10 protein-coding genes and 3 tRNA genes are annotated in these 16,429 nt (G+C 58.9%); 8 read left to right on the top strand and 5 right to left on the bottom strand.

Translation table 11 applies throughout. The annotated features are described in order from the left end of the window. Window positions 1-123: 123 nt before the first annotated feature. Window positions 124-1,230 carry a site-2 protease family protein gene (locus E1J53_RS10590; RefSeq protein ID WP_134270492.1) on the top strand — a complete coding sequence of 369 codons (1,107 nt, stop codon included), beginning with the start codon at window positions 124-126 and terminating at the stop codon, window positions 1,228-1,230. 30 nt (window positions 1,231-1,260) lie between these two features. On the opposite strand, the gene E1J53_RS10595 is transcribed toward E1J53_RS10590, so the two are convergent. Next, window positions 1,261-2,895, bottom strand: coding sequence for a hypothetical protein (locus E1J53_RS10595; protein ID WP_134270493.1), 1,635 nt, complete (start codon window positions 2,893-2,895; stop codon window positions 1,261-1,263). Window positions 2,896-2,929: 34 nt separating this feature from the next. Between E1J53_RS10595 and folP the strand changes: the two genes are divergently transcribed. Next, entirely contained in the window at window positions 2,930-3,802 is an 873-nt protein-coding gene (folP, locus tag E1J53_RS10600) for a dihydropteroate synthase (protein WP_368671746.1), read from the top strand. 68 nt (window positions 3,803-3,870) lie between these two features. Beyond that, window positions 3,871-5,052, top strand: a complete 1,182-nt coding sequence (locus tag E1J53_RS10605) for a DUF4230 domain-containing protein (protein ID WP_134270494.1) — start codon at window positions 3,871-3,873, stop codon at window positions 5,050-5,052. A 42-nt stretch (window positions 5,053-5,094) separates the two neighbouring features. Here E1J53_RS10605 and E1J53_RS10610 read toward each other — a convergent pair. Further along, window positions 5,095-5,168: transfer RNA gene (locus tag E1J53_RS10610), tRNA-Arg, on the bottom strand. Window positions 5,169-5,351: 183 nt separating this feature from the next. Between E1J53_RS10610 and E1J53_RS10615 the strand changes: the two genes are divergently transcribed. Then, a complete protein-coding gene (locus tag E1J53_RS10615; protein WP_134270495.1) occupies window positions 5,352-6,251 on the top strand; it encodes an alpha/beta fold hydrolase in 900 nt (299 codons plus the stop codon). Here E1J53_RS10615 and E1J53_RS10620 read toward each other — a convergent pair. After that, window positions 6,229-7,383 carry a methyltransferase gene (locus E1J53_RS10620; protein WP_134270496.1) on the bottom strand — a complete coding sequence of 385 codons (1,155 nt, stop codon included), beginning with the start codon at window positions 7,381-7,383 and terminating at the stop codon, window positions 6,229-6,231. The two genes, E1J53_RS10615 and E1J53_RS10620, sit on opposite strands and share 23 nt — an antisense overlap. Before the next feature lie 108 nt (window positions 7,384-7,491). Here E1J53_RS10620 and E1J53_RS10625 point away from each other — a divergent pair, with 108 nt between their 5' ends. Then, window positions 7,492-10,485, top strand: coding sequence for an aminotransferase class III-fold pyridoxal phosphate-dependent enzyme (locus tag E1J53_RS10625; RefSeq protein WP_134270497.1), 2,994 nt, complete (start codon window positions 7,492-7,494; stop codon window positions 10,483-10,485). Between the two features lie 2 nt (window positions 10,486-10,487). On the opposite strand, the gene E1J53_RS10630 is transcribed toward E1J53_RS10625, so the two are convergent. Next, window positions 10,488-12,014, bottom strand: a complete 1,527-nt coding sequence (locus E1J53_RS10630; protein WP_134270498.1) for an arylsulfatase — start codon at window positions 12,012-12,014, stop codon at window positions 10,488-10,490. Window positions 12,015-12,134: 120 nt separating this feature from the next. Further along, entirely contained in the window at window positions 12,135-14,327 is a 2,193-nt protein-coding gene (katG, locus tag E1J53_RS10635) for a catalase/peroxidase HPI (protein WP_134270499.1), read from the bottom strand. A gap of 170 nt (window positions 14,328-14,497) precedes the next feature. Here katG and E1J53_RS10640 point away from each other — a divergent pair, with 170 nt between their 5' ends. From E1J53_RS10640 to E1J53_RS10650, 3 genes are all read left to right on the top strand, one after another. Next, window positions 14,498-15,427: a hydrogen peroxide-inducible genes activator gene (locus E1J53_RS10640; protein WP_134270500.1), complete on the top strand. Its 930-nt coding sequence runs from the start codon at window positions 14,498-14,500 to the stop codon at window positions 15,425-15,427. 745 nt (window positions 15,428-16,172) lie between these two features. Further along, window positions 16,173-16,264, top strand: a tRNA-Ser gene (locus tag E1J53_RS10645). 48 nt (window positions 16,265-16,312) lie between these two features. Further along, window positions 16,313-16,387: transfer RNA gene (locus tag E1J53_RS10650), tRNA-Pro, on the top strand. Window positions 16,388-16,429: the final 42 nt, after the last annotated feature.

The raw sequence follows: 16,429 nt of genomic DNA on the forward strand, positions 1-16,429 counted from the left end.
CCAAAGGCCCGTTAGTCAACGACCTCCCTAACTTAATCGAACAATACCTTGCCAAAGGCATTTTCCCGATACCTTAGAATCATCATCCTGATTAATTTAACCGATCAGCAAGCTAGCCTCCTAATGAAAAAAATACTGTCCTTCTTTGGATTGCTGCTCGTGGGCGCCTTCTTCGGCTACGCCATGGCCAAACTATTCCTCGGCGATGCTTCCGATCTTTTCCCCAAACAGTTCGGACTTTTCTTCATTCTACTGCTCCCCCTGAGTTTTTTATTCGTCGTGGGCGTACACGAACTGGGGCACGTGCTCTTCGGGCGGTGGCAAAACTTTGAATTTTTCGGACTGACCGTCGGTCCCTTTTCCTGGCGCCCCGACGAAAACGGTAACGTCCGATTTGCCTGGAACACCTCCCTCAACCTGGCCGGCGGAGTCGCCGTCATGCTCCCCAACGGCGGAGAGCAACTCTCTCAGCGCTTCACCTGGTTTGCGGCCGGAGGTCCCCTGAGTTCGCTCCTCCTGGCCCTCCTGCTTTACGTACTGAGCAGCCTACTCCCTGCGGGCAGCTTCCTGGCCTTCATGGCCGGTGGACTTTCGCTCCTCTCCGCCGTCATTTTCCTGGCCACCATCCTCCCCTTCCGGGCGGGCGGTTTCGCCAGTGACGGGATGCGTATCCTCACGTTCTGGCGCGGGGGAAAAGTGGCCCGGGCCGACATTGCCGGTCTCCAAACCATCGCCCACATTCGCACCGGCAAGCCCTACCGGGAACTACCCCTGGAAGACATGGTCGCCGTAGCGGAAGACCCCGACATCCCCGAGCAACAGCGGGTGACGATGGATTACTACCGCTACCTGGTGGCGCTGTCCGAGAACGACGTAGACCGTGCGGGGGAACTGCTGGATTCGGTGATGGACCGGCTCGACGCCTACCCCCCCGGAGTGCAGGGCACTTTCTACGCCGAATTAGCCCTCTTTAAGGCTCGCTACCGGCGGGATCTGAAGGCTGCCGAATCCGCCTGGGAAAAATTCACCCCAATTCCACTGACCGAAGCGGCCAGTATCCACCTCACTAAGGCCGCCATCGCCGATCTCCGGGAAGATTACACCGCCCTGTCCGCCGAACTCCCGGGATTGAAAAAGGGCCTGCCAAAAATGCTTGATCAGAGCCGGCGACCGATCATCGAATACTGGGTGCGGGAGTGGGAAGAAAAGGTGGCTAGCCAAGTGGGTTAAACCGCCACGTTCTTAATGGACAGCACCCACTTATCGCCCGCCGGCCACTGGGATAACTTCAGCCTCCAAACCAAAACTACTGCGGTACTGGCGCACCATAAAGTTAGCGTCCCCCTCCACGGCCAGCGGTTCCCCCAGCAGGATTGAGTATCCCGGGGCCGTAGGTTCAAAACAGTCGGTCCTCCAGACCATGGTGCCGATTCCGTAGCGGTCGTGCAGGTTTTGGGCGCGGTCGCGGGATGCAATGAAGGACGGGAAACGGCCATACTCCACCAGAAAGTAATCCAGAGAATCTCCCGGAAAGAGGGAGACACACTCGTAGTCGATAAAGATTTCTCCATCGGACCGGATACGGTAGCGGAAAATATCCGTTTCCTCTTCTTCAATTACTTCCACGATGGGATCGGCGGACCTAAGGGGGCCGTCATCCAGGTCCTCCCGGGCCTCCGCCGCCGTAAGGGTGTGGTCGTATTCCCCCGGCAATACTCCGGGTTCGGCGTCGCTGCGACTGGGGTCCGCCGCTGGCTCGAGGGGAGCCAGCGAGGGGGCGGCGGTTTTCTCTCCCGGAGTGGCCAAGGGTTCCCAGCGGGAGTGCTCGTAAAGCAGGAAGGCGGTAGACAGGAAACTGACCACGGCCAGGGTCATCACCCAGTACGGCAATTCATAATAGCCCGGCAGTCTTTTCGCATCTCGGGGGTACAGAAGACGGACAAAGCGTCGCCAGCGCCAGCGCAAATCGGCCAGCAGTTTAGCGGGCGTATAGATCCGGCGCTTGCGGCCCCGTTTGGCGGGTACCATATTCTCCAGAAACTCTTCCTGACGTTGTTCCACCGGCAGGTAAGTTCCGATGGCCAGAGGATCCTGCATTTCTTCCTCCGGAGGAGCCTCCTCCACGGGGGCGGGCGTCTTCTTGCCTCCGGGCAACCGCTTCGTCAAATCCCGGACGATGGGCGGTGCCTCAATGGCCGCCACCCAGGCCGGCAGGGCTCCCCGACTACCCCCAAACTGATCGATCTGACTGGGCTCCAAGCGGGAAACGGGGGCGTGCCCCTCCCGGATTTCAATGAGCCCGAAGCCAAAGCGGACACACTGCCGCTGTAACTCCCGGAATTTGCGCGCCTTGCGGCGCGCGTGGTCGTCCCCCTCGAAGATGGCCGCATCGTAGGCAATCCACTGGGCGTCGGCGTAAAACCGCATGAACTGAGCTACCGCATAAATGTACCGGTAGTACTTCAGCGTACTGAGCAGCAGGGCCGTGCCCACAAAGCTGAGGACGAATACGTAGGCCAGGAAGTAGTAAACATCCGGACGCCCGAACCACTGCCATACCGACTCCCCCTGCACCAGCGTTAACGCCAAAAAAATGGCCATGCCCGTCAGCGTGATGATCCCGGCATGCACGCAGATTCTTGCGACGTTGACCCGGTACTCAATCTCGTGTCGCTCCTCCAGGCCCGTGGCCTCGATGGTGGCAATGAACCAGTCCAGATTCGGCTTCTGGAAGGCCAGGCGCGCGTCGATGATCACCCCCTTGTAGAAATGAGGCTTATCCACCACCCGGGTACCGCTCGTCGCGGAGCGCGGACGGAATTTGTAGTGCTGCCGCAGGAATCCCAGCGCCAGCCTCCGGATGTTTTGTTCGGTGTAAGCCATCGGGATACGCAAAAAACGAATATTTTGCCGATTCAACTCCAAGCCAGTGTCCAAATCTCCCTTCCAAGCCTTTACGCTGAACTGCAACGGGCGCCTTCTGGTCGCCGAACGCCCCCTCGTAATGGGCATTCTTAACGTGACGCCGGACAGCTTTTACGCCGGCTCCCGGATCGATTCGGTACAGCAGGCGGTGGACCGCAGTGGCAGGATGCTCGAAGCCGGTGCGACCTTCCTGGACGTCGGTGGCATGAGTAGCCGTCCGGGGGCGGAACTGATCCCCGCTACCGAAGAGATGGACCGCGTCTTGCCGGTGATCGAAGCCCTGAGCACCACCTTCCCGGACGCCTACCTGAGCGTAGACACCGTCTACGGCGCCACCGCAAAGGCGGCCGTAGCCGCCGGCGCCCACCTGATCAACGACATTTCCGCCGGGAACCTAGACCCCGAAATGTTCCGCATCCTCCCCTCCCTGCGGGTCCCCTACGTGCTCATGCATATGCCCGGCAAACCCGCCGATATGCAACAGAAAACCGATCTGTACGGAGACGAGGTGGTCACGGTGGTCTGGGATTTCCTCGCCGAGAAAATGATTGAACTGCGGCAGGCCGGCGTAAACGACATCCTGGTGGATCCGGGCTGGGGTTTCGGCAAAACGGTTGCCCAGAACTATGAACTCCTGAAAAATCTGAGCGTTTTCACTAAGCTGGGGGTTCCGGTATTTGTGGGCATCAGCCGCAAGTCTTCCATCTGGCGGCCGCTGGGCATCACCGCAGACGCCAGTCTGGCGGCCACCACGGCCCTGCATCTGTACGCCCTCCAGGCGGGGGCGGCCATCCTGCGGGTACACGACGTGGGCGAAGCCGTGCAGGCCGTAAAACTGATGGACCTACTGGAGCAGGCGCCCATCGTAGGGGAATAAGGCGTAGTTTAGTCCCCGTCCAGCGACCAGCTTATTGACCACCAATCCAACTGAACAAAAAATCTTTCATGGCAGAACCATCCGCAGCACCGCGTGGCGTCAACCGGACCCAGCTGATCATCGTCCTCCTGATCACGGGCATCCTCGGCACCCTGGCCTGGAAATCCTACTACGGAGAACCCGGCAGCTTCCTCGCCGGCCCGGCCGAATACCAGCTACAGTACCGGCCGGCCGATTTTCAGGTGAACCTCGATACGGAAACCGCCCTGGCCATCCTGCAGAACCCCCGGCGCTACCGCCGGGAGTTTGACCAGTTGGTCTACGACATCAATACGGATATCCTGACCCACGTGAGTAACCGGATGGGCCTCAACGACAGTCTGCGCACCGAAGTGCTCCGGGAATACGACCTCCAGCACCCGCAGTTTACCGAACTGTACTATCGGGATTTTTTGCGGATGCGCGACACCAGCGGCGCTATCTACGAGACCTGGTACGAGGAAGGCGGGCAGAAGGTGACCGAAATCTTTGAGGAGGTCGCCAGCAACTACACCTGCTTCATGCTCAACAAGGTGCTGGCCGTCGTGATCAGGACCCGCAACGGCAACATTCTGGCCAAGGGTGCGGACGTGGAGAACCCCTGTAAGATCGCCACCGGAGAGGCCCTGCGCCCCCTCATGGCCAGGATGGCGGAGCGGGCGGCCATTGATGACTTTAGTCGCAGCAGGGGCCTTTTCCAGGAAAAGGTGGAAAACGTAATCGGTGAACTGGCTACCCTGGAAATCCGTGACAAAAAGGGCATCAACAAGCAGCTGCAGACCTCCATCTGGGGCATGAACGTGTCCGAAACCGACGTGGAAATTACGGCCATCTCCATCCTGAAGGTTGGCTTCCGCCTCAACGATTATTTCGACATTCAGCTCGACAGCCGCAGCAAAACTCTCAACATCACCCTGCCGGAACCCCTGATTTTGAGCCACGAGGTGCTGCCCAAAATCGAAAAGCTGGAGATCGGCTGGTTGCGGGAACTGGAAAGCGTCAACATCAACGAGGGCGTCAACAGCCTGCGGGAAGCCTTCCGGGCCGAGGCCCTGGAAAGCAACGTGATGGATCGCGCCAAGGGCAACGCCCGTGACCTGATGGACACCATGTTTACGCCCCTGGTCCGCAACATCGGGGAGGACTACAAGGTGGAAGTCCGTTTCCGGGCGGCTCCCATGCGGGAAACCCAGGGAGACTTTGCGCAATAAAAAAGCGCGATCCTGACGGTTGTCGGGATCACGCTGGTGCAGCACTCCGTATAGGACTCGAACCTATGACCTGAGAATTAGAAGTTCCCTGCTCTATCCAGCTGAGCTAACGGAGCGTTTAAGGCGCCACAAAAGTAACGCACAATATTCACTCATCGCAACATAGAACACGCTAATTACCCGGAAGAGTTGCCGGATATTCGGGCCCGGCGGTTGAATGCTGCACGTTCCTAGTTAAGGAACCCCTAATCACCCTCCCGGACAGAACCAAAGCTCGTCCCCTTACGTCTCTTAATTGTATGTTTCGCAGAAAAGGTTTTTTCCTCCTGGTGGTACTCTTGCTCGGGCTCGGCTACGTCGCCTTCCGACTGGTACCCTTCGTCAACAATCAGTGGACGGACGAGGACCTCGTGATCGCCTTTGACAACGAACGCTACGGTAGCGCGGAAGTGGGCTACCTGAGCGGGACCAGCCGTAAACTACGGTACCTCCGGCTCGGAAAGGACATCCACAAACCGCTGCTCGTGTTCGTGCACGGCTCCCCCTCCTCGAGTGCCTTCTGGATCAACCTGCTGCGCGACAGCACCCTCCGCGAACGGGCGAACCTCCTGGCGATCGACCGGCCGGGCTACGGCGGCAGCGGACTGGGTATGCCCATGATCGACGTTAAGGAACAGGCCGCCAACGTGGCCTCCATCATCCGGCAGTTACGGATCGGCGACCAACCGGTAATCCTTCACGGGAGCAGTTACGGCGGCACGGTGAGCGCCCGTATCGCCATGGACTTTCCGGAAATGATCGACGGCCTGCTGCTGCAGTCCGCCAGTACGGCCCCGCGGGAAGAATTTACCTACTGGGTCTCTCATCCGACCAGCCACTGGTCGCTCCGCTGGCTGCTGCCCCGGGCCATCCAGACGGCCAACGCCGAGAAACTCAACCACCAGGAGCAGTTGGAGGCTATGGCTCCGCACTGGGATAACATCGACGCCAATACCGTAATCCTGCACGGTACGGACGACTGGCTCATCTACCCACCCAATGCCTATTATTCCTGCGACCAACTGGTGAACGCCGAGAAGGTGGTCCACCACATGTTGGAGGGCAAGCAGCACGACCTCATCTGGACGGCCCCCAAACTACTCAAGCACTACCTGGGCGAAATCCTTACGGAGGTCGTCAGGGAGCACAGCGATAAATAACGAACTTCCGGTTCCGGGCCACTTCCAGAACCTCACCGAATTCCCGGCGGAGGTGGGTGGCGTAGTTGAGGTGCTGGTTGGCAACAATGACCAGGTGCCCGTCCGGGTGAAGTTTTTTCCGCGCCTGCCGAAATAAACCCAGGGAGGTATTGATCTCATTGTGGTGCCCGTCGTGGAAGGGCGGATTGGTCACGATCAGGTCGAAAAGTTCCGGACCCGGAAGGCCATCAAGGGCGCTCAGCTGGTGGACGCTGGCCCTCGGGCCAGCCCAGGCGAGGTTCTCCCGCGCGGAACGAACGGCCACCTCCGAAATGTCGGTGGCCGCCAGGGTGGCTTCCGGATACCGCATCAGTAACTGGTCACCAATCACGCCGTTTCCGCAGCCAATGTCCAGTATCCGCCCCGGAGCCGGAAGGTCGGTCAGGGCCGGTACGGCAGTCCAGCGATCCAGCAGAAACTGCGTCGCGATGTCAATATGGTCCGAAGAAAATACGCCAAAATACTGGCGGTATTCCTTGTCGCGAAAGTCTAAACGGTGGAAGCGCTGGCCCGGAGGTCCCTGATCCCGCAAATCATCCAGCAGTAGCAGCCGTGCCTTTTTGTAGGCCCGGGACTGCCCGACACTACCCGCGTACCGGGCAGCAATCTCCAGCAAACGGGGCGTGAAGTGCCGCGTCATGAAGGCCGCCGCAACCCGACGCCCCGCGGGAGCCCGGTGGGCGATGCCTTCCAGGTACAATTCAAACAGATCCAACGATTTGGGTACGTGCATCAACACCTGCTCCACGGAGTCGGGCAATCCCAAAAAAACACTTGATGTGGTAACAGAGGCCACCTCTCCTTCCGGCCAATTGGCCCGGTAGTGACGCCGAAATTGTTCGTGATGACCGACCTTATCACTGACCAGGTGTACGGAACCGGCCGCCAGACAAGTCCCCACAATACCTCCCCGGTCATGATAAACGGCTACCGGAGGAAGCGGCTCCGGGGCCGCCGAATCATGGACCCAATCGAGCAGCAGTTCGTCCGCCGGTTTGATCCGGGGGGCTTCCCGCAGGCCACCCAGAAACTGGCGACTGAACCGGTAGGTTCGATCACGATAAATCACCTCGGTAGCCTTAGATAATTGCATCGCCCGAAGGTAGCGGTTTTGCGGCACTGAAGATTCTTCGGACAATGGCTACGCTAAGGAGTCCGACTGCGTATTTTGGCGCCTCCGGACCATCAACTGTCCCAGCACATGACCGATTACCAAAACCTTGACGTCGTTAAGCGATTAGCGGAAGACCACTTTGACCTGGCGGTAAAACGGGTGAAGGCCCTGGACGGGGAAGTTGATCTCAACTACTACCTCCAAACGGAGGATGGTCGGCAATTCACGCTCAAGATCAGTCCTCCGGACGCCAATCGGTCGGCGATCGACTTCCAGACGTCCCTTTTGGATCACCTCGCCGGAAAGTCGCTACCCTTCCAAACCCCGCGTCCCGTAGGGCCTACCGTCCGGCTACCGGATCAACGATGGCTACGCGTGCAGAGCTGGGTGGAAGGCAAGATGCTAGACACCCTCCATCCGCGCAGCCGGGCGTTGCGCACCGACTGGGGAGCCACGGCCGGACAGTTGGCGGGGGCGCTGAACGACTTCACCCATCCGGAGGCCCCCAAAAACTACAAGTGGAATCCCTCTCAATGCCTCGATCAACGAGCATTGGCCTCCTGTCTGAACGCGGAGGACCGAGAGTTGGCGGAATATTTCTGGAACCATTTTGAGGAATCCGTTATCCCCGTCCTTCCCGAGTTACGGCACGGGATCAACTACAACGACGCCCACGAGCACAACCTTCTCGTTGATGAGCGGGGTCGGATTACGGGAGTCATTGACTTTGGAGACGCCATGTACACCGCGAAGGTCAACGAACTGGCCATCGCCTGCGCCTACGCGGGCATGCACGCCGCGGCACCCGTCGAGGCCATGCAGGATGTCGTGCGGGGTTTTCACGGGGTTTTCCCGCTGGAGGAACGGGAGGTTTCCGTGCTCTATGGTCTCCTTGCGGCCCGTCTGCTGATTACCCTGACCACGGCCGCCGACAACCTGCGGAGACATCCCGATAACCCCTACCTCCAGGTATCCGCCCGCCCCGCCCGGGAGTTACTGCGCCGGCTCCGAAGCGTTCACCCTACCCTGGCGGAAGCCCACTTTCGCGTGGCCTGTGGCTGGTCCGCGCATCCCGGAGCCGCGGCGTTTCGGCGGTGGGCAGCAACCCACGGAGCCTCCTGCTATCCTGTAGTGGACATTGCCGGCCGTTCCCTGGCGGTCATGGATCTGGGGGTGGGGAGCCGGGAGCTGGGGCATTACCTCAACTACGAATCCCTACCGCGCTTCACCCGCCACGTAGCGCGCTGGCTCGAGGACCGGGGGGCAGCGTTCGGCGTCGGGGGCTACGGGGAGGTCCGGCCCGTATACACCACCGACGATTTTGCCGACCGGGGCAACGGCGGTCCCCGCTGGCGCACCACCCACCTGGGGCTCGACGTCTGGGGACCGGCCCTTACGCCCGTCTACGCGCCCTGGCCCGGCCGGGTGCACAGCGTGGGGATGGACGTCACCGAGGGGGGATACGGTCCTACGATTATTTTGGAGCACCAGACGAAGGAACTGACCTTTTACACTCTATATGGTCATTTGGATCCGGATTCCGTGAAACATTTGGGCGACGGAGCGCAGGTGCAGGCCGGTGACCAGATTGCGGCCTTCGGCCGCCCGGCAGTGAACGGAGGCTGGCCCCCGCACCTCCACTTTCAGGTCATGCTGGACCCCCTGGGCAACGTGGCCGATTTCCCCGGAGTGGCCTTCCCGGAAATCGCCGACGTCTGGCTGGGCTTGTGCCCGGACCCCGCCCTCCTTTTTCCCGGACTTCCCCCAGCCACTCCCTCACCACGCCCCGGGCTGGAGGAAATAATCCAGCGCCGGAGGGAACGGCTCGGCTACGGGTTGAGTGTTTCCTACTCTGCGCCCCTGCACATCCTGCGGGGCGTGCGTCAGTACCTGCTGGACGCCAGCGGTCGCCGGTACCTGGACACCGTCAACAACGTCGCCCACCTGGGGCACGAGCACCCCGCCGTCACGGAAGCCCTGCGGCAGGGGGAGGTACTGAACACCAACAGCCGTTATCTGCACGAGGAAGTATTGCGGTTCGCCGAAGAGCTGGCGGCCACCCTACCGAAGGAACTTTCGGTGGTGCACTTCGTCAACTCCGGAAGCGAAGCCAACGAACTGGCCCTGCGGATGTGTGAGACCTGGTCCGGGACCCGCAACATGGTGGCCGTAGAGATCGGCTACCACGGTAATACCGGGCGGGCCATCGACGTGAGCAGTTACAAATTTGACGGTAAGGGCGGCGCGGGAGCGCCGCCGCAGACGGCCCTCCTGCCCCTTCCGGACACCTATCGGGGCAGGCACCGTGACCCCAGCACTGCGGGATACGAATACGCCACCTACACCGACGCAGCCCTCGCGCAATTCACCGCCCGCGGAGAAAGGGTGGGCGGATTCATCGCCGAAAGCATCCTGAGTTGCGGCGGACAGATCGTGTTGCCCGCGGGCTACCTCCGGGCGGTCTACGAAAAAATCCGTGCTGCCGGCGGACTTTGCATTGCCGACGAGGTGCAGGTGGGTGTGGGCCGCGTTGGCGACCATTTCTGGGGCTTTGAACTACAGGGCGTGGTGCCGGACATCGTCACCATCGGTAAGCCGATCGGGAACGGGCACCCGTTGGGTGCCGTGGTGTGCACCCCCGAAGTGGCGGAGGCCTTCGCCAACGGGATGGAGTACTTCAATACCTTCGGCGGCAACCCGGTCAGCAGCGCCGTAGGGCGCGCCGTCTTGTCTACCGTGCAGCGGGAAGGCCTTCAGGAACACGCCAAAAAAACCGGTGGGTATTTGCTGAAATTACTCCGGGAGTTACAAGCGCAGCACCCGATCATTGGCGACGTCCGGGGGCACGGCCTGTTCCTGGGCTTTGAGCTCACGGCCAATCCCGAGACCCTGGCACCTGCGGTCACGCCCGCTAAATACCTGAAAAATCGGATGCGACAACTCGGCTTCCTGATGAGCACCGACGGTCCCGATGAGAACGTGCTCAAGATCAAGCCGCCCATGTGCTTTGACCGGAAAAACGGGGAACAGCTCGTTGAATACCTCGACCTGGTCTTCCGGGAAGATGCCATGCGGCGATAGCGCTACTTCTCTCCAAAAACGGCGTATTGAAAGCGCGGGAAGGGGCTTGGTACGTGTTCCCGCAGCATGATGGCTTCCATTTCGGCGACCACTTCAGGATGCTCCCCGGCCACGTCCTGTGTCTCTTGCGGATCGGTTTCCAGGTCGTACAATTCGGTTTGCACCCTACCCTCCTGCAAGTCCTTCCGGATGGCTTTCCAGCGCCCCTTCCGGACGGCCTGCTGCCCCCGGTAAGCGGGAAACTCCCAGTAAAGATGGTCGTGGGGCCTTTGTTCCTCCCCCAGTAGCGTGGGCAAGAAACTGATGCCGTCATTTGCGGGCGGGGTGCGACCGGCCACTTCCGCCAGCGTGGGCAGGATGTCCTGAAAGCCGGAAATGTGATCCGTCCTGGTTCCGGGCTTGATGTTCGTGGGCCAGTGGGCGATCATGGGCACCCGAATCCCTCCCTCGTGCACGAATCCCTTGGCGAACCCGTAACCGGCCCGAAAAGGTTGGGCGCTATCGAAAAATTCCGAGGCTGCCCCGCCCGCGTAGCTGGGTCCGTTGTCACTGCTGAAAATGATGAGGGTATTTTCGTACTGCCCTAATTCCTTCAGTTTTGCCACCAAATCCCCCACCTGTTCGTCGAGATAAGAGATCATGGCCGCATAGGTAGCGCGGGGGTACTGACAGGGGAAGTAGGCCTTCTCGCGGTAGGCCGCTTCGGGCCCTAACTTCTCGCGGTAGTGATCCACCCAACGCTGGGGAGCCTGCAGGGGAACGTGCGGCAACGGGGAGGCGTAGTAGAGAAAGAAGGGGGTGTCACGTTGTTCTTCGATGAACTCCAGTGCCGCCCGGTGCATCAACTCCGGAGCGTAGTCTTCGAGGATGAACTGGTTAAAAAATTCGTCGTCCGTCTGGTCTTCCCCCTGCTCGTGTTCCTGGTGGGGCGCCATTAATTCGTTGTTCAGGAAAACCCGCTGGTCATTTTCCCAGAGGTGGGTGGGATAGAGGTTGTGCGCCTGACGCTGGCAGTTGTAGCCGTAGAAATAGTCAAACCCCTGGCGGTTGGGAACGCCTTCGGATCCGGGGGCTCCCAGACCCCACTTGCCCACCAGGGCGGTGCGGTACCCTCCCTCTTGCAGGACTTCCCCGAGGGTGATCAAGGAATCGGGGATGGGGCGCTGCCCCTCCAGCGAAGGATCATCCAGCATGGCCCGGTAGTTCCAGACGTCGCCGCGGGTGCCGTCTTCGTCGTTGCCCCGCACGTGGGCGTGGCCAGTGTGCTTTCCCATCAGGAGTACGCCCCGGGCGGGGGCACAGACCGGTGCTCCGGTGTAGTGCTGGGTGAACCGCATGCCTCCTTTTGCCAGGGCGTCCAGGTGCGGGGTTTCGATCAGGTCCTGCCCGTAGACCCCCAGTTCTCCGTAGCCAAGGTCATCGGCGAGGATGTAGATGATGTTGGGGGGAGGCAGTTGATCGTCCGGAGGATTCTGGTGGCAACAGATCAGCAACGGGCAACAAAGGACAAAAAGAAGCGAACGGAACATGGCGGTCTAAGGTAGGGAAGCCCCCCGTACTGGTTCTTGCGAAAAGTACGGGGGGCCACCAAATTAACGGTCACGTTCAAGACGTCCCGAGGGAATCGGGACACCCAACGGGCGGTCAACTTACCGGAGATCGAACCGGTCCAGGTTCATGACCTTGTGCCAGGCACGGATAAAGTCCCGCAGGAACTTATCCTCATTATCCGCCGAAGCATACACTTCCGCTACTGCCCGCAATACCGAATTGGACCCAAAGACCAGATCGGTGCGGCTGGCCCGCCATTTTGCGGCTCCCGTATGGCGGTCATGGCCCCTAAACTCCACCTGACTGTCGCTGGTGGCCGTCCAGCCGGTATTCATATCGAGCAGGTTTACGAAAAAGGCGTTGTTGAGCTGACCGGGGGTATTGGTAAGCACCCCAAGATCGTCATTCGTGGCATTAACGCCCAGTACGCGTAGTCCGCCCACCAGTACCGTCATCTCCGGAATTGTCAGCCCCAGCAGCTGTGCGCGGTCCACGAGCAAGTGTTCGGCGGGAGCCGTGGATTGTGGGTGCTGGTAGTTACGGAAGCCGTCCGCGATGGGTTCCAGGACCGCAAAAGATTCAATGTCCGTTTGTTCCTGGGTGGCGTCCACCCGGCCCGGCGTGAAGGGTACCTTGTGGTCCTTTCCGCCTGCGGCAATGGCCCGCTCGATCCCGAGCGCACCGGCCAGCACGATCAGGTCCGCCAGGGATACTTCTCCATTGAACGCTTGCCGGACGCCTTCGAGGACGTCGAGGACCCGATGCAATTGGGCGGGGTTGTTTACCGACCAGTTCCGCTGGGGCAGGAGTCTGATGCGGGCGCCGTTGGCGCCACCCCGCATGTCTGATCCGCGGAAATTGGCCGCAGAAGCCCAGGCGGTAGCGACCATTTCCGAATTGGTCAGGTCCGTAGCTGCGATCAGGTCCTTGAGCGTTGCGACTTGTCCGGCGTCAAGGGAATAATTTCCTGCTTCGGGCAGGGGGTCCTGCCAGAGGAAGGTTTCCTGGGGTACTTCCGGTCCCAGATAGCGGGATTTGGGGCCCATATCCCGGTGGGTGAGCTTGAACCAGGCCCGGGCGAAGGCTTCCGCAAATTGGTCGGGGTTTTCGTAGAAACGACGGGAAATTTTTTCGTACACCGGGTCAAAACGGAGGGAAAGGTCCGTGGTCAGCATGGTGGGCAGGTGACGGACATCACCCCGATGCGCATCGGGGATATCGGCCACGGCATTTTTGGCGACCCACTGGTGGGCGCCGGCGGGGCTTTTGGTCAATTCCCAATCGTATTTGAACAGGTTCTCGAAGAACAGATTGGTCCATTTGGTGGGTTGCTGGGTCCAGGTAACCTCTAATCCACTGGTGATGGTATCCGCCCCCTTGCCGGAACCGAAGGAGCTGATCCAGCCAAGTCCCTGGGCCGCCAGGTCGGCGCCTTCGGGCTCGGCCGCAACGAGGGCCGCATCGCCCGCACCGTGTGCTTTTCCGAAGGTGTGTCCCCCCGCGATTAGGGCCACGGTCTCTTCGTCGTTCATGGCCATTCTTCCGAAGGTTTCCCGAATATCGCGGGCTGCGGCAATCGGGTCAGGGTTTCCGTCGGGTCCTTCAGGATTGACGTAGATCAGGCCGAGTTCGGAAGCCGCCAGGGGGTGATCCATTTCCCGATCGCCTTCGTAGCGCTGGTCTCCGGTCAGCCATTCTTGTTCTTGTCCCCAGAAGACGTCTTCTTCGGGCTCCCAGACGTCCGTACGACCGCCGGCAAACCCAAGGGGCTGAAAGCCCATCGTTTCGAGGGCGACGTTTCCGACGAGGATGAATAAATCCGCCCAGGAGATTTTATCACCATACTTTTGCTTGATGGGCCACAATAAGCGGCGGCCCTTGTCCAGATTGCCATTATCCGGCCAACTGTTCAGGGGAGCGAACCGTTGCTGGCCCGTTCCACCGCCGCCACGTCCATCACCAGTCCGATAGGTTCCAGCAGCGTGCCAAGATAGACGTATAAAAAAAGGGCCGTAGTGACCAAAATCTGCCGGCCACCACTCCTGGGAGTCCGTCATGAGGTCGGCCAGGTCTTTTTTGAGGGCGAAGTAGTCAAGATCCGCGAACGCTTTGGCGTAGCTAAAGTCTTCGTCCATCGGATTGGTCTTTTCAGAATGCTGCCGTAGCAGATTCAGCGGGGGATGATTGGGCCACCAATCCCGGTTTGACTTACCCCGCGTGGGCTGATCGGCATTGTTTGCCGCCCCGTTATGAAAGGGGCACTTAGAAATGTCTCCGTCGGAGGAATGCATAGTAAATGGTTTTGGATTGAAGAAAGGATGACCTTCCTGCTTCACTGTGTTGCGTTGACGGGACAAAGGACGGGCAAGGGCAATTATTGATCAAATTGATAATATTTTCTCATCATTTATAAAATCAATAATTCTATCTTTGTATAATCCCACTTAATCGTGATTGGCCCATGACCTTACAGCAGCTTCAATACGTAATTGCACTGGATACTCATCGGCACTTTGTCCGTGCCGCTAAGAGTTGTTTTGTCGCCCAGCCCACCCTAACCATTCAATTGAAGAAACTGGAGGAGGAAGTGCAAATGGCCATTTTTGACCGTAGTCAGCAGCCCATTCGCCCCACCCCCATGGGAGAGATCTTCATCCTCAAGGCCAGACAAATCCTGGGGGAGGTGGAACAGCTCAAAGCGCTGGTTAACCGGGAGAAGGAAACTATGGAGGGCCAGTTCAGGCTTGGAGTGATCCCCACCATTGCGCCATATTTGCTCAGTCGCTTCCTTCCCGAATTCATGCAGCAGCACCAAAAGACGCAGTTGAACATTCAGGAACTCCAAAGTGAGGACATCATCACCAAACTAAAGAAGGGAGAATTGGACATTGGCCTAATGGCTACGCCAATCAAGGAGAAGTCAATCCGCGAAATCCCCCTTTTTTATGAGCCCTTTCTGGTCTACGCTAATCGGGAAAACGACATCCTGGAAAAAACGGAGGTAAGTGCCACTGACCTCCGTGCGGAGGAACTCTGGTTGCTGGGACAGGGACACTGCTTCCGGAAGCATTCCCTAAACTATTGCCAATTGGAGCAGGAGCCACGGGACCGGAATTTGGTCATGGACGCCGGCAGTATTGAAACGCTTAAGAACATGATTCAGCGACTATCTGGCTATACGCTCATCCCGCACCTTTCCTTCGATGAAGAGAAAGACGGAAAAAACTGTCTTCGCTTCGCTGATCCACAACCCGTGAGAGAAGTGAGTCTGGTCGTTCACCAACACTTCACTAAAGAACTTTTGCTTACCGAATTGAGAAAATCTATCACTCGAAACGTCCCCGAAGCGTTCCGAAAGAATGATCGGTTCCTGACCATTGAATGGCGGTAACGCCACGCGCCATCGGGGGATTGAAGCCGCCTCTCCCAAACCCTGGCCACCTTCCGGATAAGCCGAGAACTTTCACCCCGACGGGTCTACGGTAGCGCGAGTTCTCTACCCCAAGTTAGGGGCTTACTCCCTGTCCGGTTGCCCCTACGGGAGTACACAAATTTTATCCACGAAAATGGAATATTTTCTCCGGCAAGTTTTTGATATTCCATGGACTGATGTAAATTTGCGTCCGCTAAGGAAGGAAGCAAAGTTACTTTGCAACTTCGCATAACAAAATGACGTTGTGTTAGCGTTGAAAATCCGGAGACGTGGGTGAGTGGCTGTGCCGAGCGCAGCGACGCACCGAAGGTAAACCAGCCGGTTTGCCGATCGTCACCAACTTTGAGCAATGGCTCAAATATTTTCATTACCCGGAGACGTGGGTGAGTGGCTGTGCCGAGCGCAGCGACGCACCGAAGGTAAACCAGCCGGTTTGCTAATCGTCACCAACTTTGAGCAATGGCTCAAATATTTTCATTACCCGGAGACGTGGGTGAGTGGCTGTGCCGAGCGCAGCGACACACCGAAGGTAAACCAGCCGGTTTGCCGATCGTCACCAAATTTGAGCAATGGCTCAAATATTTTCATTACCCGGAGACGTGGGTGAGTGGCTGTGCCGAGCGCAGCGACACACCGAAGGTAAACCAGCCGGTTTGCTAATCGTCACCAAATTTGAGCAATGGCTCAAATATTTTCATTACCCGGAGACGTGGGTGAGTGGCTGAAACCACCGGTTTGCTAAATCGACGTACTCTTAACGGGGTACCGCGGGTTCGAATCCCGCCGTCTCCGCCACTTCAGAAAACAAGAGATTTCCAGTCATGGGAATCTCTTTGTTTTCTTCGGGGCATAGCGCAGTCCGGTTAGCGTGCCTGCTTTGGGAGCAGGAGGCCCCAGGTTCGAATCCTGGTGCCCCGACGAAAGGTCGTTGTCAACAAGACAGCGGCCTTTTCTTTTTTT

The organism is Lewinella sp. W8 (genome assembly GCF_004375085.3).
Lineage (GTDB): Bacteria > Bacteroidota > Bacteroidia > Chitinophagales > Saprospiraceae > Neolewinella.

Bases quoted from the DNA above. Each gene is read 5' to 3' on its own strand.
- E1J53_RS10590 (WP_134270492.1), top strand. From the start codon at position 124: ATGAAAAAAATACTGTCCTTCTTTGGATTGCTGCTCGTGGGCGCCTTC.
- E1J53_RS10605 (WP_134270494.1), top strand. From the start codon at position 3,871: ATGGCAGAACCATCCGCAGCACCGCGTGGCGTCAACCGGACCCAGCTG.
- E1J53_RS10615 (WP_134270495.1), top strand. From the start codon at position 5,352: ATGTTTCGCAGAAAAGGTTTTTTCCTCCTGGTGGTACTCTTGCTCGGG.
- E1J53_RS10620 (WP_134270496.1), bottom strand. From the start codon at position 7,383: ATGCAATTATCTAAGGCTACCGAGGTGATTTATCGTGATCGAACCTAC.
- E1J53_RS10625 (WP_134270497.1), top strand. From the start codon at position 7,492: ATGACCGATTACCAAAACCTTGACGTCGTTAAGCGATTAGCGGAAGAC.
- E1J53_RS10630 (WP_134270498.1), bottom strand. From the start codon at position 12,014: ATGTTCCGTTCGCTTCTTTTTGTCCTTTGTTGCCCGTTGCTGATCTGT.
- katG (WP_134270499.1), bottom strand. From the start codon at position 14,327: ATGCATTCCTCCGACGGAGACATTTCTAAGTGCCCCTTTCATAACGGG.
- E1J53_RS10640 (WP_134270500.1), top strand. From the start codon at position 14,498: ATGACCTTACAGCAGCTTCAATACGTAATTGCACTGGATACTCATCGG.